This is a genomic window from Nibrella viscosa, assembly GCF_039541875.1.
In the GTDB taxonomy this organism is placed as follows: Bacteria; Bacteroidota; Bacteroidia; order Cytophagales; family Spirosomataceae; genus Nibrella; species Nibrella viscosa.
Genome location: NZ_BAABHB010000004.1, coordinates 35,070 through 57,148, shown reverse-complemented (window position 1 = coordinate 57,148; position 22,079 = coordinate 35,070). Strand labels below are relative to the sequence as shown.

Genomic DNA, 22,079 nt, shown 5'->3' with positions numbered 1-22,079 from the left:
GGTACGGTATCAGTTTACGGGTATCTGCACGATCATTTCGGTGTATTGACCTTCCTCGGTCTCCACCTGCATGTCGCCCCCATGTCCTTTGGTGACAATATCGTAACTCAGCGACAAGCCTAAACCGGTGTTGCCCTGACCCGTGGGCTTGGTCGTAAAGAAGGGCTGGTAGATCTTACCCAGTATCTCCTCCGGTATGCCCGTGCCATTATCTTTCACCCGGAGCTCTACCTTTCCCTCCCGGATGTGGGTACTCACCGCCACCTGGGGCTGAAACCCAACCCCCGAGCCATCCGACGCCTGGCTTCTGGCCTTTTCCTGCACGGCATAGAAGGCATTGTTGTAGAGGTTGAGCAGCACCCGACCCATCTCCTGGGCCACCACCGGCACCTTCTCCAGCCCATGATCCAGCTCCAGCCGCAGATCTGCTTCAAAACTCTCGTCCTTAAGTCGCAGGTTCTGGTAGGCCAGCCGCAGGTACTCTTCGGCCAGCAGGTTCAGGTCGGTGGGTGTCTTCTCGCCGGCACCGGCCCGGCTGTGTTCCAGCATCCCCTTCACGATGCTGCCCGCCCGCTGGCCGTGGTGGCAGATCCGCTGCAGGTTCTGCTGCAAATCCTCCAGCAACTCCTCAGCCTCTTCTTTTTTATCAGGGTCTTCTACTGTCTGAATCGGCCCCTGTTGCAGCTCCTCCAGCAAATCGACGCTGGACTCGGCAAAGTTGTTGACAAAGTTGAGCGGGTTCTGGATCTCGTGGGCAATGCCCGCCGTGAGCTCACCCAATGAAGCCATTTTCTCTTTGTGGATGAGCTGGGTCTGGGTGTTCTGCAGGTCGCGCAGGGTTTTGGCCAGGCTGTCGCGCTGGGCTTCAATCTCTTCTTTCTGAGCCACCACCTCGGCGGTGCGTTCGGCCACCTGGCGTTCCAGCTCTGCCTTTTGGGCCTCCATGAGCTGGTTACGCTCAATCTCCCGTTCTTTTTCCAGCCGCTCCCGCTCCAGAGCCTGCTCGGCCACTTCCCGGCGCATCTGATTATACCGTTGGGATAAAGCGCCGGAAAAGAGAAAAACTAGCCAGACCGTAGCGAGCCCCTCAATAATTTCGGTGGTGTAATACTGATTATCCAGCAGCTTTTCGTATGGCGAATCGGCCCCGCCGGTACCTCCGCCAAGCAGATAAAATAACATCCGCCCCAGGATCATGAGCAGAAACAGCGGGATGATAGACCCCGCCAGCAGTTTGGCTCCCTGATATTTCCGGCGGGCTGCCTGTACCAGCACGAGGATAATCAGGACATACAGAACGATAAAAATCAGGTATGCCGTTGCGCTGAAGAAAACAGTAAGGGCTAGTTCAGTCTCATTGGACGGAAAGGCGTTGAGGGTAAAATAAAGCTCTACCGGGCGGAATACCGCCCATAAAATGGCCGTTCGCACCAGCCATGTATCTCGTTTGGGCAGCCGGGCTGCCGTCTGCAAAAAGCTGCGGATAAACTGAATCAGACACAGGTCGGTCAGAATATAGGCCGCGAGCTGGCTGTAGTAGATAGCATCAGAAAAATCCGGAAACAGGTAAGGCCGGACCGAGGCCGGCATTCGGGAAAAGCCAAAAAAAAGCAGGAAGAACGTATAATACAGGTAAACCCGCTCCCGAACCACCAGAAAAATACAGAGATTATATAGAGCCATTATCAGCGTTATACCCCAGAAGATGGCTTGTAGCAGGATCGTTTGTTCCCGGTTCTTTTCGAGCCGGTCTACATATACCGTGTTCCAGAGCCGATGCTCAAAGGTAAACGTGGGTACATAATCCCAGAAGTGGTAACTGATGGCAGGATCTTTCCAGCGTTCGAAGATGACAACTTCCTGCCCGGCCCGCAGCATCACCGGCACCGCCTGACTGGCCTTCAGCCCATCGCGCTCATTGAACGGCAGCCGTCGGCCGGTTCGCTGCCGCTGCCAAGTCCCCGACGCATCCTGCGTAAACAGCTCGAAATAGTCAAGCTGGTTACCAAAATAGAGCGTTACATCGTGATCAAGCCCGTTTTTCAGCCGGAAACGATACCAGTACGTTTCTACTGTACCGAAGGTCCCGTCACCCCGCTGACTGAATTGGAACGTTTGGGCATACGCCGGGCTCGTCACCTGCTCAATAGTCAGTTGCGCTGTTTTATCCGGCAGAATTTGAAAATAGGTACTATCCAAGCGATAATAGGCCACCGTATCAGATGTAATGACAAAGGCAGGCGGCCACCCCGGCTGGGCCTTTAATAGGGTAAGTCCTGACAGAACAAACAGGAAGGTAAAAAGTAACGTTTTCATGCTATACGACCAGACAAAAGAGAGCTTTGCCTTCGGCAGAGAAAGGTAGACAATATTGCGCAATATCTGTTTCGCGGAAGTAGCAGGCGGCTAACCGAGTTCGTAAACGGAAAGCAACGCCCAACAACAAAAAAAGCCGGGCAAGTGCCCGGCTTCCATAAAAAACAGGTTTATTTTTATCGCAGGTCGACCACTTCAACACCAGGATGCTTTGACTTATCGAACACAAAATAGCTGTCGGTGACCTTGGCGTTCGGGGTAAAATTAGTGATGGCGTAGTTGGTGACCTTCCCACTTTTATCCGTAATCTGCCAGCCCCGCACCGACTTGTCGGCTTTATCGACGCTGATCTGCACTTTGGCAATCTGCGTATTTTTCTTCTCCGGGGTCAACTCAATCACATCGACCGCGCGGCCGCTCTGTTTCTCCGCTTTCAGGTACTTGTAGTTGTATCCTTCTTTATAGATGGAGTAGATACGAGCCGGGTTAAAATCGCCGGTAGCACTGTTGTCGTAATCCTGCACGTTTACCTCATTGGATTCTTTAATGTAGGTGTACATGGTCTTCCCGTCGTTGTACACATCCTGGCCGGCCAGCTTCAGGCGGAACTTGTTATCTTTCACGGTCAGATCGCCGGTATACGGCTTGGCTCCCGGAGCCGTGTACGAAAACGCAGCCTGATAGGCAGGCAGTGCTTTGTATTTTTTACTCATGGCGTCGAGGATAGCTTCCGCTCGTTTATCCTTCTGGGCCAGTGCGCCCGAGGCCGCCACCGACGCCAGCATCCCAACTGCCAGACTGAACATCAATGCTATTTTTCTCATCCCAATAGTGTCTTAATGGTGTTAATCCTGAACCAAAATTGCCGGCAAAAATGGCAATTCCTTTTGTACTTAGACTATAAATGAGCGGAAAAGTTTAATCAGTTCATAGCCTTTAACCGTTCCTCCAGGTCCTGCGGGTCCTGGATCAAGACCTCACGGGCCTTGCTGCCTTCAAACGGCCCGACAATGCCGGCGGCCTCCAACTGGTCGATCAGCCGGCCGGCGCGGTTGTAACCCAGCTTCAGCCGGCGCTGGATCAGAGAGGTGCTGCCCTGCTGATGAATAACAACCAGGCGGGCCGCTTCGTCGAACATCGGATCGCGGTTTTCCAGATCCACGTCTTTTTCGTCGGATACGCCCCCGTCGTCGCCCACAAATTCGGGCAGGGCATAAGCCGCGTCGTAGCCGCGCTGATTGCCCACAAAGTCGCAGATCTCTTCGATCTCGTTGGTATCAACAAACGGACACTGGAGCCGGATAATATCGGAGTTGGACGACAGCAGCATATCGCCCATGCCGACCAACTGTTCGGCACCACCGGTATCCAGAATGGTACGCGAGTCTATTTTCGAGGTCACCTTAAACGATAACCGGGCCGGAAAATTGGCTTTGATCAGACCCGTAATTACGTTGACCGACGGCCGCTGCGTAGCCACCACCAGGTGTATACCGATGGCCCGCGCCAACTGCGCCAGCCGGGCAATAGGCTGCTCTACTTCTTTACCGGCCGTCATCATCAGGTCGGCCAGCTCGTCTACAATCAGCACGATATATGGCAGGAACCGGTGCCCCTTTTCGGGACTCAGCCGGCGCTGCACAAACTTGGTATTGTACTCTTTCAGATTCCGGCAACCGGCATCTTTCAGCAGGTTGTAGCGGTTATCCATCTCGATACAGAGCGAATTCAGCGTATTTACAACCTTTTTGGTATCGGTAATGATGGCTTCGTCAGAATCGGGCAGCTTCGCCAGAAAATGCCGCTCCAGTTTGTTGAACAGGGTTAGTTCCACCTTTTTGGGATCTACCAGCACCAGTTTAAGCTGCGAGGGGTGCTTTTTATAGATCAGCGAGGTCAGCAGTACGTTCAGGCCCACCGATTTACCCTGACCGGTAGCCCCGGCCATCAACAGGTGGGGCATCTTGGCGAGGTCGGCCACGTAAATTTCGTTGGAGATCGTTTTGCCCAGGACAACCGGCAGTTCGTAGGTATTTTTGGTGAACTTTTCACTGGTCATCACCGACCGGATCGACACCATTTCGCGGTTCTTGTTGGGCACTTCGATACCAATGGTCCCTTTCCCCGGCATGGGTGCAATGATCCGGATACCGAGCGCGGCCAGGTTCAGCGCAATATCATCTTCCAGACTTTTGATCTTGGAGATACGCACCCCCGCCGACGGCACAATCTCGTACAGCGTGACCGTTGGGCCAATTGTTGCCTTTATATGATCAATGGTAATGCCGTAGTTCTGGAGCGTTTCAACAATACGATCTTTATTGGCTTCCAGTTCGTCGGCACTTACCTGTGCCTTCTGGTTTTCCGGGTAGTCGGTCAGAAGCTCGGCCGTCGGGAACTGGTAACGGGGCAGGTCGAGGGTTGGATCATACAGGCCATGCGTGTTCAGCAGATCTTCGTCTGAAACCGGCTCAATGTCAAACACCGGCGTAACCGGTGCATCGTCGGTTACGTGGGTTGTATCTTCAATGGTAAACGTAAGGCTGCCCGGTTTGGGTGCCGGCCTGGGGTTTCGGTCGGGCATATGCAGGGTCAGCTCACGCCCATTTTCGTCGGCCGGGGCTGCGGCCTTACTTACTGGCGGTGTTTCGGCTGTGGGTTCCGGCGCCGGTTCCTGCTCAGGCAGCCTGTCCTCTTCAATAGCATCGTAGCTATCCTGTACATCATTGTAGGCGGCAGGCTTTGGCCGGGGAGACGGCGCGGGCATACTCATCCAGGACGGCCGGCGGAGCGAGGTCACGTTGAAGAAGAAAACAATAAAGCAGAACAGCAGAAAACCAATGAGGGCAATATTCCCCCAGCCGATGAGTCCGTACAAGGCTACGTTCAGTTCATACCCCAGCCCCCCACACCAGATACTATAGTCCTGCACGGTATCGGTCACCAGCACAATATACCCCAGCAGCAGGCTTACCCAGAACGAAAGAAACAGAATGGCTTTGGTTGTACGCCGGAGCGGTAGCAGTTCTGTCCCGAAGGCCACTTTACAGGCCGCCAGAAAAGCAATGACCGGCAGACCCAACGCCCCCAGACCAAACCAGCGAAACACAAAAACATGTGCAATATAAGCGCCGACCAATCCCAGCAAGTTACGCGTCTCTTCGCCGGTCTCCCGGAGCGGTGTGTGAAAGGCCGCATGGATGGTACTCTGATCCTCCTGCCCATTGAAGAGGTACGACACAAAAGCAAAGAACAGACCGGCACTAAGCAGCAGCATCAGCACGCCCAGGGTGAGGTTATTTCGCTTATCCGAAAACAGCCGGTCAACATTCAGCGTCCATGCCTGTTTAGTCGGCTCTTCTTTTGGAGGCCGTTCGGGCCGGCGAATGGTATTTTGTTTAACGGTAGTTGACGCCATACGGTTGAAAGGTGGCCTTGGCAAACAAAAAGAACGGCCACCCTATAAATGTCTGCGATTTTAACGAAAAGAGGAAGAATTTTTAGTCGTTAGTCAATAGTCGATAGCCGATAGTGAAGGAAAGTGATTAAACGTACAGGTTCGGTCATGATAATACACGACAGACACCTGGTTTTGGCCCTTCGACTATAGACTAATGACTATATACTATCGACTAACCATTACTGACTAACGACTCACATATCTTCTTTGCAATACCCGGTCCTTCGTAAATAAAGCCGGTATAGATTTGAACGAGGCTGGCCCCGGCCCGGATTTTTTCCAGCGCATCGTCGGCGGTATTGATGCCCCCGACGCCAATAATGGGGAAAGCCCCACCCGACTGCTGGTGTAGATAGCGAATCACCGCCGTTGCCCGCTCGCGCAACGGCGGCCCGCTGACGCCCCCTGCCCCTATCGCTTCTACCGTCCGGCTGTTGGTACGGAGTCCCTCGCGGCTGATGGTGGTGTTGGTGGCAATAACGCCGGCAATACCCGTTGAGGTTACAATGTCGATGATGTCGTCTAACTGCCTGTTGGTCAAATCAGGAGCAATTTTCAGGAGAATAGGTTTCGGCCGGGCCTGCTGCTGAGTCGCCTGTTGTAGCCGCTGCAGAATGCGGGTCAGCGGCTCTTTTTCCTGGAGAGCCCGCAAGCCGGGAGTATTGGGCGAGCTCACATTCACCACAAAATAATCGACGACCGGAAACAGATCATGAAAGCAGAGCAGATAATCATCGAGAGCGTTTTCGTTGGGGGTATCTTTGTTTTTTCCAATATTACCACCCACCAGAATACCGGCCCTACGGTGTCTCAGCCGCTCGGCAGCCGGGCCGGCCCCCTTGTTGTTGAATCCCATCCGGTTAAGTAAGCCCCGGTCGGCTTTGAGCCGGAACAGCCGGGGCCGCGGGTTACCTGCCTGCGGGCGCGGGGTAACCGTTCCAATTTCGATAAAGCCGAAGCCCAGGTCGCTCAGTTCATCCACCAGCTCTGCATTCTTATCAAAGCCCGCTGCCAGCCCTACCGGATTCGGAAACGTCAGCCCAAATACCCGTCGTTCCAGCCGAGGGTCATTTACCACAAACCACCGGCGGGCCAGCGCCGGCACACCCGGTATGCGGAACGCAAATTTTATGGCGGAGGTAACTAGATGGTGAATCGTTTCGGCATCGAAGCGGAACAGAATGGGCAGCAGTATGCGCTTGTACATGGCGCAAAAATACAAAAATGTCTTGGCCGGCATCCCTGCTGGCCTGTAAATCTCAGCCAGCAGGAACGGTCCGGCTTCGGCGTACCGGACGCTTCGGTACTGGCCAGGATATTATTCGGCAAACAGATCCGACGACAGGTAACGGTCGCCCCGGTCGCAGATGATGCAGACCACAACGCCTTCGTCCAGCTCCTCAATGAGTTTCAGTGCTGCATAAACGCTGCCACCACTGCTCATACCGGCAAAAACGCCTTCTACTTTGGCCAGTTTGCGGGTCATGGTAACGGCGTCTTCCTGCGATACGTCAATAATGCGGTCGACGCGCTGCGGCTCAAATATCTTCGGCAGGTATTCTACCGGCCACTTGCGGATACCCGGAATCGAGGAGCCGTCGGTGGGCTGGCAACCGACAATCTGCACAGCCGGGTTCTGCTCTTTCAGGTAGCGCGACGTACCCATGATGGTGCCCGTTGTACCCATAGAGGAGACAAAATGCGTAACCTGCCCGTTGGTATCGCGCCAGATTTCCGGTCCGGTCGAGTGGTAATGGGCCAGGTAATTGTCTGGGTTGGCAAACTGGTTGAGCATCAGATAACCGCCTTTGGTCACCTGCGCTTCGGCATAGTCGCGGGCCGACTCCATCGACTCTGTCAGGATCACCCTGGCCCCAAAGGCCTGCATGGTTTGAATACGCTCTTTGGTGGAGCTTTCGGGCATGATCAGGTCGATATCGACGCCGTACAGCCGGGCAATCATGGCGAGGGCAATGCCGGTATTGCCGCTGGTTGCTTCAATGAGCCGCATGCCCGGCTTCAGTTCACCGCGCTCAAGGGCACCTTTGATCATGCCGTAGGCCGGCCGGTCTTTGACGCTGCCACCGGGATTATGACCTTCCAGCTTACCATACAGCCGGACATTCGGTTTAGTATGCAATCGGTTTAATTCAACAAGGGGCGTATTACCAACAAGATCAAGCAGGGTGGCCATGTCTGTTAACAGGTGTTACTGGTGTTTATCCGGAATAAAAATCAGGGCACCGAATTAGTTCATTTGCCACCAAATTTTACCGTTCACGAAAAAGTTTCTTTGTAACCAAATGGTACAATTAAAATAATAATCGATCTCTAATCTACTGATAATTAATTATGTATAATATTGCGTTGCTTCATATATGGCTCTTCCAGCAGAGCCGTTGGCTTAGCTACATGAAGCAGCGCCAATTCACAATACCTATTGTTTCTACCTAAATTTATGGAAAAGCTGCTTAATACGTATGTATTACCTGCGGGGGGGCTGGAGGAGGTTGCGCGTCATTTTCAGATGTCGGACCTGACGCTGCCTTTTTGGGGCTATCGCAAAAAAATGCCCATGTACCAGATTGTCCGATTAGAAGGGGAAGGCAATTACACCCGGTTTCACTTCAATGACGGTAGTGAACTCATGGTATCGCTCACGCTAAAGAAAATGGAAACTCGTTTACCAGCCGGCCTGTTTGTGCGGCTTCACAAAAAGAATATCGTTAACCTGATGTATCTCGAGGATATTCAGTACGATCAGCAGCAAATGACCGTCGGGCTGGCCAATGGTGACCAGGTTGACGTATCCCGTCGGAAAGCAAACCAGTTTATTAAACAGGTACAGGATTTTCAGCAGGAAATCCGGAGCCTTAATGGCATTCCGCTGGTGGCGTCGGCCTGAGCAAATTCTCCACAGAAGCCAAAACAAAAGGCGTTGGCCGGTTGCTGTAACCGGCCAACGCCTTTTGTTTCTTACACCCTTTTACGTCCGCCTGGCCAGTTCTTCTTCGCGCAGCGACCGGCGCAGAATCTTGCCCACATTCGTTTTTGGCAACTCGTTTCTGAACTCAATATGCTTCGGTATTTTGTAGGCTGTCAGATTATCGCGGCAATAGGTCTGGATAGCCTCTTCGGTAAGGTCCGGGTCTTTCTTCACCACAAAGATTTTTACCGTCTCCGTCGACCGGGCATCCGGCACCCCAATGCAGGCTACTTCGTGCACGCCGGGGCACTGGGCCACTACATCTTCCACCTCGTTCGGGTACACATTGAAGCCCGATACCAGAATCATGTCTTTCTTGCGGTCGACAATCCGGAAAAAGCCATCCTGGTCCATAACACCAATATCACCGGTTTTGAACCACTCCCCCTCCATGACCTTCGCCGTCTCATCGGGTCGGTTAAAATAGCCGGCAAAAACCTGCGGCCCCCGCGCCCAGATTTCGCCCGGTTCGCCAACGGCCGCTTCGGTGCCGTCTTCCTTCATGGTTTTCATTTCGGTACTGGGCCAGGGCACTCCAATGGTGCCTACCCGGTTTTCGCCCACCAGCGGGTTAGACGATAATACCGGCGATGTTTCCGACAAACCATAGCCTTCGGCCGGCAAACAACCCGTCAGTTCGTGCCAGCGCTTTGCCACCGAAGTCTGCAGTGCCATACCGCCGGCCGACGTAATCTTCAAATGGCTGAAATCAACCTCCTTGATCCGGGGGTGGTTCAGCAGACCGTTATACAGCGTATTTACCCCCGTAAACATAGTGATCTGGTATTTTTTCAGATCGTCGATAAAGGCATTCAGGTCGCGGGGGTTGGTGATAAGCAGGTTCATGGACCCGCTCTTGAGTGACGACAGTGCGTTGACCGTTAAGGCATAGATATGGTATAACGGCAGAGCTGCCACTACCACACCCGCTTTGTTGCCCATTTGCTTCAGCATTGGCTGGAGCCATTCGTTATTGGCCTCTACATTAGCTACCACGTTCCGGTGAGTCAGTACGGCTCCCTTCGAAACACCCGTGGTACCGCCGGTATACTGGATAAACGCCGGGTCCTGTCCGGTCAGGGTAACCGGCTTCAGTTCATAGCGACTGCCCTGGCTAAGGGCGTTGTTGAACGAAATGGCACCCGGCAGGTTATAGGCAGGCACCATTTTCTTAACGTATTTAACCACGGCATTGACGATCAGCTTTTTAGGGAAACCCTGCATATCGCCAATCTCCGTAACAATTACGTGTTTAATATCCGTCTGAGCCAGAATCTTCTCCAGGTTAGCCGCAAAATTGGCCAGAATTACAATAGCCTTCGCGCCCGAATCCTTAAACTGGTGCTGCATTTCGCGGGGAGTATACAGCGGATTGGTATTCACGACCGTCAGACCGGCCCGTAAGGCCCCAAACATGGCAACAGGATATTGCAATAGATTAGGCATCTGAATGGCCAGCCGGTCTCCTTTTTGCAAGCCCAGCTCATGTTGCAGAAAAGCCGCAAACTGACGTGATAACGTATCTACTTCCCGAAAGGAAATCTGTTTTCCCATGTTGGCAAATGCCGGCTGATCGGCAAAGCGCTGAAACCCTTCCTCCATCAGGGCTACCAGCGAAGGGTAAGCATCCGGATTGATCTCCGTAGGTACGCCCTCGGGATAAAACTTATGCCACGGAAATGACTTCGTTACTGAGGGTGTCTGCATAGTGTATAGTGTTTGGATGTTTTTAAGCAAAAATAAAACGAAAACAGGATTTAATATATACATTCCGGCAAATAACCAGTTTACACACCGACAAAATCTGATTTTCCTAGCCGTTTAAAACCGATTGCCGTACCACTGGCAAACGCGCTAAACAACGTAATACCAGTGCCTTACTTCTATTTTATACTAGTCGGCGTATAGTAGTAGCTACTCTCTCGAACAAATTTGATCCAAATATGTTAAATACATAATCAATAACAGACCATCTGACCTAAGCAATCGCGGCTGTCATTGTAAAATATTATAATACCTTGAACCAAACTGTAGTTAACCCTACCGGCTCTTCCGGTGGGGTTACTTGTTTTACACCAATAGATTTTACGTATCTTCGTACCAGTATGGCATCACGCAACTGGCACCGGCGCATCCGGAAATCTCATCGGTATCTGGGTCTTTTTATTGGCATTCAGTTTCTGGCCTGGACGGTAGGCGGGTTATATTTTAGCTGGACGAATATCGACGAAATTCACGGTGATCACCAGAAAAACCATTCCCGGCAGCTTACGCTTCAGCAGCCTCTGGCGTCACCCGCTCCCGCTCTCTCCCGGATTAATGGCGATTCGCTCACCGATATACGATTGATCACGGTACTGGACCGCCCTACCTATCAGATCACGTATACGGTAAACCATAGTGGTCATCCGATGAAACATGTCCGGCTGGCCGACGCCCTGACGGGTGATCTTCGGCCCGGCCTGACCCGCGCCGAAGCTGTTGCCCTCGCAAAGCGGCATTTTAATGGGTCGGAGCCGGTTGAGCGCATACTGTATCTGACCACGACAGACGGCCATCACGAATACCGCGAAAAACCCCTGCCTGCGTACGCCGTCACCTTTGCCAATAGCTCCCACACCACCGTCTATGTAGCCCCACAGCTAGGTCAGGTCACCAGTTTCCGGCACGACGGCTGGCGTTGGTTCGACTGGCTGTGGATGCTGCATACAATGGACTACGAGGGCCGCGACAACATCAATAATTACCTGCTGCGGGGATTTTCCGTCCTGGGGCTGTTTACCGTTTTATCGGGCTTTTGTCTTTATTTTGTAAGCTCAACCCGTTTTCGGCTTAAACCAAAAGGCCGGAAAGCGGTCAAATCACTTGTATAACTTACTCAGTTAACCTCATGATACGATTAGCCCAAACAGCCGCCCTGGCGGTAGCCCTCCTGTTGAGCATTCCGGTGCTGGCCCAGCACGAGGGTCATTCAACCGCCAAAACCAGTCAGTCAGGCGGCCAGATGAAGCCGGAAGCCAGTAAAGTGCTGGCGGCCTACTACGATATTAAAGACGCGCTGGTCGCTACGAACGCCAAAGAAGCCAGCCAGCAGGCCGACGCTTTTTTGAAAACGCTGAAGGCGGTAGACCACGGAAAAATGTCGGCTGCGGAGATGAAATCCTTTGCGGCATACAGCCAGAACCTGGAGAAATACGCCCGCGAAATCCAGAAAAACAAAAATGTAGAGAAGCAGCGGAGTCAGTTTGACCTGCTGTCGAAAGAAATGACTACGTTTGCTAAAGAATTCAAGCCGGAGAAAACCTACGTGCAGTACTGCCCAATGGCCGCCGACGGCAAGGGCGCGTCCTGGCTCAGCAGCAAAAAAGAGATTGCTAACCCGTATTACGGCAGCCGGATGATGCGGTGCGGTAAAGTCACCGAAGAGATCTGATTGTCCCGTGTTAATCAAATTTATAGTCGAAGCCACTGTCATCCGGTGGCTTTTGCTTTTTTTGTGCAGAGTTTCTGACTTATTCTTACCCCCATGCAACAACTTTTTTTAGCTGTACTTGCTTGTTTACTGACTACCTTGACGACCTTCTCGCAAAACAACACGCCCATCAACGTAGCTACCTATAACCTGCGTTACGATAACCCTGGCGATGGGGTAAATGCCTGGCCCAACCGGAAAGAAATGGTAAAGAGCCTGATCCGCTACCATGAGTTCGACATCTTCGGTACGCAGGAGGCATTACGGCATCAGCTAAACGACCTGGCCCAGATGCCGGAGTTTGCGTTTCTGGGCAAAGGCCGAGACGATGGCAAAGAAGCCGGCGAACACTCAGCCATCTTCTACCGAAAAGACCGCTTTAAACCCCTGGAGTCCGGCGATTTCTGGCTCAGCCAGACGCCCGAAAAGCCCTCACTCGGCTGGGATGCCACCTGCTGCAACCGCATCTGCTCCTGGGCTAAATTCCGCGACCTGAAAACCAATAAGGAGTTTTACTTCTTCAGCGCCCACTTCGATCACCAGGGTGTAGAAGCCCGGCGGCAGTCGGGGCAACTGATGGTCAAAAAGATTAAGGAGATTGCCAAAAATGCGCCCGTCATCTTCGTGGGCGACCTGAATTCCACACCGGAGACGGAGCAGGTAAAGGCCATACAGACACTGCTCAGCGATTCGTACCAGATCACAACAATGCCCCCGTACGGTCCCGTCGGTACCTTTAACGGCTTCAAATTAGACGCACCATTGCAGAACCGCATCGATTACATCTTTGTCAGCAAAAACATCAGGGTCCAGAAATACGCCGTGCTGACCGACGCACAGAATCAGCGCTACCCTTCCGACCACCAGCCGGTTGTGGCGCGGGTTTTGGTTGATTAGTTCATTGGTTAATTGGTTAGGCAAGACCAACGAACTAATTAACCAATGAACCAGTCAACCATTCAACTACTCCCCCGAAGGTCTCGGCAGCCACTGGTCAAGCTTAACCGGTTCGCCGAAGTCGGGGGTGCCGTCGGGTTTGAACGTAAAGCGTTGCATACGGGGAGAGCGCCGGTTGCTGCAACCCAAATCAGGCAGTGGATTGGCATGGTACAGTATCCAATGGCCCTTGCCATCGGGCGTGGTAAAAAAGCTGTTGTGCCCGACGCCGTTGGTGCCTCCGCCGGCATAGGGGCCAAACACCGGCTGGGGCGACTTTCTCCAGGAGGCCGGATTCATCAGGTCGGCGGTAGCGTTGGCGGTCAGCATGCCCAGGGCGTAGTTATCGGTGCTGCAGTGACTGGCCGAATACACCAGAAAGATCTTGTTGCCGTTCAGCAGAAATTCCGGTCCTTCGTTTACGTCCGGCGAACCCTCTTTCTCCCAGTTGTACTCCGGCGTTGAGAGCCGGATACGGGGACCTTCGGATGTCCAGGGATTGGTCATTTTAGCGATATACAAATCCTGCCGGCCGTCGGTAAAGCCTTCCCAGCCCGACCAGACGGTGTAGAGTTGTCCCTGGTGTTGCAGCAGCGTAGCATCGATGGCCCAGCGGTCGTCGGGCAGGTTTAGTTTACCCCGGTCAATCCATTCACCCTGAAGCGGGTCGGCAGATGCATTTTCCAGCACCCACATACGGTGGTTTTCATTGCGGCCATCATCGGCGGCATAGTACAGGTACCACTTTCCATTCACGAAATGCAGTTCCGGTGCCCAGATATTGCGCGAATTCGGGCCGGTTGCCGGGGGCGTCCATACCACTTTAGAGTCGGCCTGGCGCAGGCGACTCATGGCGCGGGTTTTGAACAATTGTAGGTTTCTGCCCGTGGTATGGGTGTAATAATACCAGCCGTCCTTGAGAATCACCCACGGATCAGGCCCCGACAACAGCAAGGGGTTCTGAAACCTACCGACGGTGTCGACAACGGTAGTATTCGACGAAACCGGCTGGCTGCTGGTTTTACAACCAACTGACCAACCGAAGGTAATCAATAAGGCAAAGTAGCCGGCATATCCTTTTACCATAATAGATTGAGGAAGCAGGGAGGAAAGGCGTACAGAAATAAAGCAGCCAGGCATTTGTTCTACTCATATTTCCCGTACGCCTTTGCGTTCTTATTTTTCTCTCAGCCGCCCGGCCTGCTAGGCTACCTGCGGCATTTGATTGCCATTAGGCCGGAAAAAGACAGCCTTAACCCAGACGGGAAAACCCGAAAAATTACTTTGCGGAAAATCGTTTTTTTACATAATGTGTTAGCAGGTTTAGTAAGGTGCCTGGCAAACGCATTGAAGGGAGTGTAGCGGATGAGACTATTTGGTCGATAAAGGCACGTGGCGAACGTTTCAAACTTAGAAAACAAACCTGGATGCGCGTTCTTTCCCTCTTTCTTATTTGTCAAACCTTTTCGTTGCTGCTTGTCGGTCAGCCTAAAGGCTGGCAGGAACTGACCATCTCCAACGGTCTGTCGCAGGGCATGATTTTCGACCTGAAACAAGACGCCAAAGGATTTATCTGGATAGCTACCAAAGACGGTCTGAACCGCTACGATGGCCATAATTTCGTCGCCTTCACCCATGACCCCTACAACGATTTCAGTATTTCCGGCAATAATTGCACAGCCCTGCTCATCGACAGCCGAAAACGCCTGTGGGTTGGTACCCTTAACCAGGGCCTGAACCTTTTTGACGACCAGACCCAGCGCTTTTACCACATCGATATTACCGACCAGTCGGCACCCAATGCCGGCAACTACGAAATATGGCTGCTGGCCGAAGACCCCGACGGAAACATCTGGGTGGGAACCGCCCGCGAAAAGCTGTTTCGGATCAGCCTGCCCGATGTACTCAAGAACGGATTTCCGGCCCAACCCAACTTCACCAGGCAGGCCCGGCTCACCTGTACGACCCTGCACGGCACAGCCTCCAATGTGACCGCCCACCGGTTGGTGTTTGGGGCTGACGGTAACGCTACGATCGGCACCACACGAGGGATCTTTACCTTTAACTGGCACCGGGTAAACGCCGGCAAACCCGCCGGCTGGCTTGCCGGTGAATTGGCCGGCGTAGGCCTTACAGACAACGATGCCGGTGCCGGCTACTGGTTTGCATCGACAGTTACCCACATTCATGGCTGGTACCAGGGCAGGCACAAAGCCATTCGCGTACCGGGGCAAAGCAGTTGGAGCATTCCCGTTAAATTTGTTGATTCCACTACCGTCGCCATCGCTACACTGGATTATCTCTGGCTCATGTCACCCGCTGAGCTTATGGCGCAGGATAGCCTCACCGCCCGTAATGCATTTACGGTTATGCCCCCCAACCTGTATAATCTTACCCGGCTTCTTAAAGATCAGAGTGGCATGATATGGGTAGGCACCGGCGGGTACGGTCTGCGGATTTTCAACCCCCGCGTGAAACAATTCGGAGCTTACCTATCCAACACGTCTCTCGCGTATCTGTATATGGATCGCCAGGGCAGAATATATGCCCACCAGCTAAACCAATACAAACTGCTCGACCGGTCGGCAAACAGCCTAAAGACATTTACAAATGACCCTGCCGGCCTTCAGCACCGTTTCCTGATGCAGGACCACCGGGGTAACTTCTGGATTGGCTACGAAGACCTTCTGACCCACGAACATTACCTGCTCATGCATTCGGCAGACTGGAAACCGCAGAAAAAGTACCCCATGCCGGCCGGCACCGCCTTTGGTATTTTTGGTAATCAGATAAAGGAAGACCGGAACGGCACCCTCTGGATCGGCGCTACCAACGGCAAGCTCGTAGCGTTCCACCCCGTCACTGAAACCTTCCGGGTGTTCAGCTACCAGCACCTGCTCCCGCAAAGCGGAGCCGACATTGAAACCTTTGCCCTGTATTTCGACAAAAGCGGCACCGGCTGGATTGGTACCCCGAAGGGTCTTATTCGGGCCACGAACCCCACCGATGCACCGATCTTCTCCGTGTATAAAAACACCAAAGCAGACCGGCAAAGCCTGAGTAACGATGTTGTTTCGTGCGTTCTCGACGACCCCTACGAGCCCTTGCGCTACCTCTGGGTCAGCACCAAGGGTGGTGGCCTGGACCGGCTAGACAAACAAACGGGGCAGTTTACCCACTTTACCGAAGATCAGGGCTTACCAAACAAGGTTGTTTACGGTATTCTGGCCGACGAGTTCAATACTCTCTGGCTGAGCACCAACCGGGGGCTGGCCCAGTTCAACCCTAAAACTCTGAGGTTTCGGAACTACACCAAAGCTGATGGCTTGCAGGATGACGAGTTCAACACGGGTTCCTTTTTCAGGGCACCTACTGGTGAACTGCTCTTCGGTGGTGTCAACGGGCTCAATATCTTCCGGGCCGGGGCCGTAAACAGGCAGCGCAGCCATCTCCCGCAGGTCCATCTCATCGGCCTCAGCATCAATAATGAGCCGGTTACGGTTGGCAGCCCTGGCGGCATTCTGACCCGGAGTATCGAAAACACGCAGCAGATTGACCTGGCGCATACCCAAAACCTGGTGACGGTGGAATTTGGCGTGATGGACTACACCAACCCGGCCGGCAATCGATACCGATACCGGCTGGCAGGTATTGACCGGACCTGGGTTGAAGCCGGTAATAACCGGTTTGCCAATTACGCTCAACTACCCGACGGCCGCTATACCCTACAGGTGATGGGCTCGGCCGACGGCGAAATCTGGAGCAAGCCGGTGGAACTTCAGATCCGCATTCACCCGCCTGTTTACCGGAGCTGGTGGGCGTATTTGCTGTATACCCTGGCGCTGCTCCTCGTTGGCTGGCAGGTTTACCGATTCCAGACCCAACGGTTGCTGCTGGAGCAGCAGGTTGCCTTTGAGCAGAAAGAAGCAGGCCGGCTGGCCGAACTAGACGCGCTGAAAACCCGGTTTTTCACGAACATCTCGCACGAGTTTCGTACTCCGCTCACGCTGATTCTGGGCCCTGTTGAGGAGGCTATTCAGGAGTACGTCCACGACACCCGTTTCCCGCTTATTCAGCGAAACGCCGTCCGGCTACAGAGCCTGATCAACCAGCTCCTCGACCTGAGCAAGCTGGAAGCCGGCCAGCTTAAAGCCGAACTGGAACCCGGCGATTTGGCGGCTTTCTTCCGCACCCTGGCTGGTTCGTTCAGTTCCCTGGCCGAAAGCCGGCAGATTATGTTCACCTTTGTTCAATCCGAAACAGAACGCTGGGTCAATTTTGACCGCGATAAGCTGGAAAAGATTACCAGCAATCTGCTGTCAAATGCCTTCAAATTTACCCCGGAGGGGAAGGACGTCCGGATGACGGTAACGTATCCCGAACCTGGTTCGGCAGACTCGCTGCAACTGCGGGTGGGTGATACCGGCATCGGTATCCCTGCCGATCACCTGCCCCGTATTTTCGAGCGGTTTTATCAGGTAGACGGTACTATCAACCGCTCGTACGAAGGCACGGGTATTGGCCTGGCCCTCGTCAATGAACTTGTTAAAGTGCTGGGCGGCACCATTACGGTCAGCAGCACCGCAGGCACCGGCACCACGTTTACCGTAAACCTGCCGCTAACCGCAGCGGTTGCGCAGCCCCGTCAACCGTCGTTGCTCACGCAGACCGCCATTCCGGAACCAGACCGGATCAGGCCGAATGTACCCGAAGCACCCGACGAACGTCTGCCCGTGCCCCCGGATAAGGTATTGCTCATCATTGACGATAATGCCGATATACGGACGTATATCCGGGGCATTTTCCAATTGGAATACCAAATTCTCGAAGCCACGGACGGAGTAGACGGTCTGGAAAAAGCCACGGCTATGTTGCCGGACCTGGTCATTTGCGACCTGATGATGCCCCGGCTCAACGGCTTTGGCTTTTGCCGGACCCTGAAATCGCAGGAGGTCACCAGCCACATTCCGGTGGTGATGCTGACCGCCAAGGCCGCCGTCGAAAACCGCATCGAAGGTTTTCAACTGGGTGCCGACGACTATCTGACCAAGCCGTTCAACCGGGCCGAATTGCAGGCGCGGGTGCAAAATCTCCTTGAGCAACGCAAACGCCTGTATGCGTGGTTTACTACCCGCCTGCCCGCTTCCCCCACGCCTGTGGTGGCACCGCCGGCCCTGACGGCAGAGCAAACGTTCATTGACCGCCTGACGGCGGTGGTGATTGAGCACATGAGCCGACCCGGTTTTAGTGTTGAAACGCTGGCCGATAACGCCAACCTGAGCCGGTCGCAACTGCACCGCAAGCTAAAAGCTTTACTGGATATGTCACCCACAAATTTTATCCGCAATATCCGGCTGGCCAAAGCCGCCGAGCTGTTATCGGAAGGTAACCAGAGCATAACGCTGGTGGCCTATGCGGTTGGGTTCGACAATCTTTCTTACTTCGCCAAAGTGTTTCAGGAGCAGTACGGTATGCTGCCTTCGCAGTACGGCAGCCGGAATACGCAGCCGTCGGCATAGTTGGGTAACGAATACGGTATTTCTCACCAGAAGCCCGGAATCCCGGGCTTTTTTACGGGTATGCGACGAGCGTGGTATTGATGCGACGAGCGGGTTAGCGGTTGAGCCGATTCCGGCGGACCTTTCCACCACAGTTGGCGGCCGCACTTAGCCGGTTCCCAAACGTCCTAATAACAACGTTAAACGCTACAGCCATGAACCGTATGTCTCTTCTTATCAGTTTCGTAGTTGCGCTCATCTGCCTGACAGGAATATCGGCCCAAACCCTTGCCCAGTCTATAGCTTTATCCAGCGATAAGCCCACTCTTTCCTGGAGAGAAACAAATAAAGAACAGGCCATCTTGGCTACAGATGAGGTCGTAGCTTATGTGGCCATGAATAATACGGCCTTTTTTCCCGGCGGCCCCCTGGCGTTGAAAGCATACCTGAAGCAGACCGCTTTATACCCGGCCCAGGCCCGGAAGAGTATGCAGGAAGGTACGGTACTGGTGCAGTTCCGGATAGGGGCCGGCGGAGAGCTGTCGGAAATTCAGGTGGTTCGCTCGGCGGGCACCCTGCTCGACCGCGCAGCCATTCAGACCATAGCGCAAATGCCTAAATGGCACCCGGCACACCGGTCCGGAATGGCCGTAAGTAGTCTGATGATCCTCCCGATTACCTTCCGGATTGACTGAAACGGGAACAAGGCGCAGCCGTTCCTATCTCAGCTTTTCATTGTCTTTATGCCGGGTAGCATCCCGGACATTCTTCTTGTCGAGGTTTTTTTGAAAGGCTTCGGTCAGGTCGATACCGGTCTGGTTGGCCAGGCAGATGAGCACCCAAAGGACATCAGCCATTTCGTCGCCGAGGTCTTTGCTTTTGTCAGATTCCTTCTCCGACTGCTCGCCGTAGCGTCGGGCCATAATCCGGGCCAGTTCGCCAACCTCCTCGGTCAGAATGGCCATATTGGTCAACTCATTAAAGTACCGTACGCCTACGGTCTTAATCCATTCGTCAACCGTATCCTGTGCCTCTTTTATGGTCATGTTTGAAGTTTGTAGTTTGAGGTTTGAAGTTAATATGACCGAGCCAACCTCAAACTTCAAACGAATTTTTATTCCTCCTCCCCTTCCGGCAGAAACGTCAGATAGCTCAACTGGCTCTCGTCGAACATCTCCTGGGCAATATCCTGGAGTTCGCCGGCTTTTATTGCCCGTATCTCATCGAAAATGTCCGGCAGTGATTCTACCTTGTTGATGTCGAGCAGGCTTTTGGCGAGCATCAGCATAAAGCTCTGGTTTCCCTCCTCAGCCATAGCCATCTGCCCCATCAGCTGCTCCTTGGTATTGTGCAGTTGCAGGGTAGTCAGCGTTTTTTCGCGCAGTTGTTTTAACTCTTTGAGAATAAGCGTGTGACTGCGGTCGAGGTGCTTCTGGTCGGTGCCGAAATAGATACCCAGAAACCCCGTATCCAGATAGGGCGTATAACTGGCGTCGATGGAGTACACCAGACCGTAGCGCTCGCGGAGGTTCATGTTCAGCCGGGAGTTCATGCCCGGCCCGCCCAGCAGGTTCACCAGCATAAAGAACGGCAACCGCTTCGGGTCGGTCAGTGCGTAAGATGGCCGGCCTATAGCCGATTGGGCCTGGGTAATGGGCCGCGTAACCTCCAGCCGCTGCGGCACGTAGCCGTTAGGGGCCTGGCGCTGGCGGGTCGACGTCCGGTGCGGCACATCTTTCAGGTACTTCTCGGCGATCTTCACCACTTTCTTGAACGGCCAGTTGCTCACCGACGCAAACACCACCCGCTCGGTATCCAGATTATCGTTGATAAACTGCTGCAGGTACTCCCGGTTAAAGGACCGCACCGTTTCGGGCGTACCCAGGATGTTACCGCCTAAGGGGTGATTTTTAAAGACCACCTCGTCGAAATCATCCTGAATGGCATCTTCCGGCGAGTCGTAGTACATGGCCATTTCTTCCAGGATAACACCCCGCTCCCGCTCGATCTGCTTCTCCGGGAAGACCGAATGAAAGGCAATATCGGCCAGCAGTTCGGTCGCTTTCTCGAAGTGAATACCCAGCAGGGATGCGTGAAAACAGATTTTCTCCTTGGTTGTGTAAGCGTTCAGCTCCCCACCAACGGTTTCCAGTCGGTTGATAATGTGGAATGATTTCCGTTTTTGGGTGCCTTTAAAAGCCATGTGTTCCCAGAAGTGGGCGAGGCCCTGCTGATACGGCTGCTCATCGCGGCTGCCGATGTCCAGCATAATCCCACAATGCGCAATTTGGGTATGAGGTATTTGTTTATGTGCTATTCGGATGCCGTTGGGCAACGTATGTAATTCGTACTCCTCCATTCTTGCGTTACGACGAACCATAAAATTACGCAACTTTGCGTACTTATGATAACCACAAGTTCATACCGCCGGTTCCTTATCATTCAAACGGCTTTTATCGGCGATGTCATCCTCGCCACCGCCCTGATTGAGCAGCTCCGGCACCGGTTTCCCGACGTATCGATCGACATAATGGTCCGGAAGGGAAACGAAAGTCTGCTGACCGGCCACCCCCACCTGAACGAGGTCTTGATCTGGCACAAAAAAGACGGAAAATACCGGAGTTTGTACGGGCTGCTGCGTACCGTTCGGCAACAACAGTACGATGTCGTAATCAATCTGCAACGCTTCGGCGCAACCGGTCTGTTAACCGCCTTATCGAACGCTCGGGTGACCATTGGATTCGACAAAAATCCGTTCTCCCGGTTCTATACCCATGTAGTGCCGCACCGGATTGAACCGGGCATTCATGAGGTAGACCGGAATGCCGCGCTCCTCAACCCCCTTGGGTATATACCGTCCGGAACGCTGCCGGCTTTATACCCATCGGCCGCCGATTATGCGGCTGTGCAGCCGTATAAGCAGCAGCCGTATCGCTGTATCGCGCCGACATCGGTCTGGTTTACCAAGCAATATCCCGAGGAAAAATGGGTCGATCTGGTGCAGCAGCTACCCGCCAACCAGCCTGTCTACCTGCTGGGTGCACCAGCCGATAGCGCAGCGTGTGAGCGTATTGCCACGCAGGCCAACCGACCCGATGTGGTTAATCTGGCCGGTAAACTGTCGCTGCTCCAGTCGGCCGCGCTGATGCAGGGAGCCACCATGAATTACGTGAATGACTCGGCACCGCTGCACATGGCCTCGGCCATGAACGCACCGACCACCGCCATTTTCTGCTCCACCGTCCCCCAGTTCGGTTTCGGACCGCTTGCCGACAACTCCCGTATCGTAGAAACTCAGGAGAAACTGGACTGCAAGCCCTGTAGCCTGCACGGCCGCAAAGCCTGCCCGCTCGGCCATTTCCGCTGCGCCTACGGTATTGAGACGGAGCAGTTGATTGGTTAGCTGGTTGA

General features: G+C 53.6%; 16 protein-coding genes. 7 read left to right on the top strand and 9 right to left on the bottom strand.

Features of this window, described 5'->3' with window-relative positions:
- Nucleotides 1-9 precede the first annotated feature (9 nt).
- The 5 genes from ABD931_RS11985 to cysM all read right to left on the bottom strand — a co-directional run bounded on the left by ABD931_RS11985 (nt 10) and on the right by cysM (nt 7,970).
- Nucleotides 10-2,316, bottom strand: a complete 2,307-nt coding sequence (locus tag ABD931_RS11985) for a sensor histidine kinase (protein ID WP_345267342.1) — start codon at nt 2,314-2,316, stop codon at nt 10-12.
- 176 nt (nt 2,317-2,492) lie between these two features.
- Complete coding sequence (gene lolA1 / locus ABD931_RS11980; RefSeq protein ID WP_345267340.1) at nt 2,493-3,140, bottom strand: outer membrane lipoprotein periplasmic chaperone LolA1; 648 nt, start codon at nt 3,138-3,140, stop codon at nt 2,493-2,495.
- Nucleotides 3,141-3,238: 98 nt separating this feature from the next.
- Nucleotides 3,239-5,734, bottom strand: coding sequence for an FtsK/SpoIIIE family DNA translocase (locus ABD931_RS11975; protein ID WP_345267338.1), 2,496 nt, complete (start codon nt 5,732-5,734; stop codon nt 3,239-3,241).
- Nucleotides 5,735-5,948: 214 nt separating this feature from the next.
- Nucleotides 5,949-6,983: a quinone-dependent dihydroorotate dehydrogenase gene (locus ABD931_RS11970; protein ID WP_345267336.1), complete on the bottom strand. Its 1,035-nt coding sequence runs from the start codon at nt 6,981-6,983 to the stop codon at nt 5,949-5,951.
- Nucleotides 6,984-7,094: 111 nt separating this feature from the next.
- Complete coding sequence (gene cysM / locus ABD931_RS11965) at nt 7,095-7,970, bottom strand: cysteine synthase CysM (RefSeq protein ID WP_345267334.1); 876 nt, start codon at nt 7,968-7,970, stop codon at nt 7,095-7,097.
- 264 nt (nt 7,971-8,234) lie between these two features.
- Here cysM and ABD931_RS11960 point away from each other — a divergent pair, with 264 nt between their 5' ends.
- On the top strand, nt 8,235-8,681 hold the full coding sequence (locus ABD931_RS11960; protein WP_345267332.1) for a LytR/AlgR family response regulator transcription factor: 447 nt from the start codon (nt 8,235-8,237) through the stop codon (nt 8,679-8,681).
- Nucleotides 8,682-8,762: 81 nt separating this feature from the next.
- Here ABD931_RS11960 and ABD931_RS11955 read toward each other — a convergent pair whose 3' ends face one another.
- Nucleotides 8,763-10,469, bottom strand: a complete 1,707-nt coding sequence (locus ABD931_RS11955; protein WP_345267329.1) for an AMP-binding protein — start codon at nt 10,467-10,469, stop codon at nt 8,763-8,765.
- A gap of 398 nt (nt 10,470-10,867) precedes the next feature.
- Here ABD931_RS11955 and ABD931_RS11950 point away from each other — a divergent pair, with 398 nt between their 5' ends.
- From ABD931_RS11950 to ABD931_RS11940, 3 genes are all read left to right on the top strand, one after another.
- Nucleotides 10,868-11,635 carry a PepSY domain-containing protein gene (locus ABD931_RS11950; RefSeq protein ID WP_345267327.1) on the top strand — a complete coding sequence of 256 codons (768 nt, stop codon included), beginning with the start codon at nt 10,868-10,870 and terminating at the stop codon, nt 11,633-11,635.
- A gap of 17 nt (nt 11,636-11,652) precedes the next feature.
- A complete protein-coding gene (locus tag ABD931_RS11945; protein WP_345267325.1) occupies nt 11,653-12,195 on the top strand; it encodes a DUF3347 domain-containing protein in 543 nt (180 codons plus the stop codon).
- A 93-nt stretch (nt 12,196-12,288) separates the two neighbouring features.
- Nucleotides 12,289-13,131: an endonuclease/exonuclease/phosphatase family protein gene (locus ABD931_RS11940; RefSeq protein ID WP_345267323.1), complete on the top strand. Its 843-nt coding sequence runs from the start codon at nt 12,289-12,291 to the stop codon at nt 13,129-13,131.
- A 66-nt stretch (nt 13,132-13,197) separates the two neighbouring features.
- On the opposite strand, the gene ABD931_RS11935 is transcribed toward ABD931_RS11940, so the two are convergent.
- Entirely contained in the window at nt 13,198-14,256 is a 1,059-nt protein-coding gene (locus tag ABD931_RS11935; protein ID WP_345267321.1) for a glycoside hydrolase family 43 protein, read from the bottom strand.
- Between the two features lie 341 nt (nt 14,257-14,597).
- Between ABD931_RS11935 and ABD931_RS11930 the strand changes: the two genes are divergently transcribed.
- Together ABD931_RS11930 and ABD931_RS11925 are read left to right on the top strand one after the other, a co-directional pair.
- A complete protein-coding gene (locus tag ABD931_RS11930) occupies nt 14,598-18,689 on the top strand; it encodes a hybrid sensor histidine kinase/response regulator transcription factor (RefSeq protein WP_345267319.1) in 4,092 nt (1,363 codons plus the stop codon).
- 194 nt (nt 18,690-18,883) lie between these two features.
- Nucleotides 18,884-19,363 carry an energy transducer TonB gene (locus ABD931_RS11925; RefSeq protein ID WP_345267317.1) on the top strand — a complete coding sequence of 160 codons (480 nt, stop codon included), beginning with the start codon at nt 18,884-18,886 and terminating at the stop codon, nt 19,361-19,363.
- A 24-nt stretch (nt 19,364-19,387) separates the two neighbouring features.
- Here the strand turns inward: ABD931_RS11925 and ABD931_RS11920 are convergent, their stop codons facing one another.
- Nucleotides 19,388-19,714, bottom strand: coding sequence for a nucleotide pyrophosphohydrolase (locus ABD931_RS11920; RefSeq protein ID WP_345267315.1), 327 nt, complete (start codon nt 19,712-19,714; stop codon nt 19,388-19,390).
- A gap of 68 nt (nt 19,715-19,782) precedes the next feature.
- The gene (locus ABD931_RS11915; RefSeq protein ID WP_345267313.1) at nt 19,783-21,027 is read right to left on the bottom strand and encodes a M16 family metallopeptidase; all 1,245 of its coding nucleotides are present in this window, start codon (nt 21,025-21,027) and stop codon (nt 19,783-19,785) included.
- Nucleotides 21,028-21,072: 45 nt separating this feature from the next.
- On the opposite strand from ABD931_RS11915, the gene ABD931_RS11910 reads away from it, so the two are divergent.
- The gene (locus tag ABD931_RS11910) at nt 21,073-22,071 is read left to right on the top strand and encodes a glycosyltransferase family 9 protein (protein ID WP_345267311.1); all 999 of its coding nucleotides are present in this window, start codon (nt 21,073-21,075) and stop codon (nt 22,069-22,071) included.
- Nucleotides 22,072-22,079 lie beyond the last annotated feature (8 nt).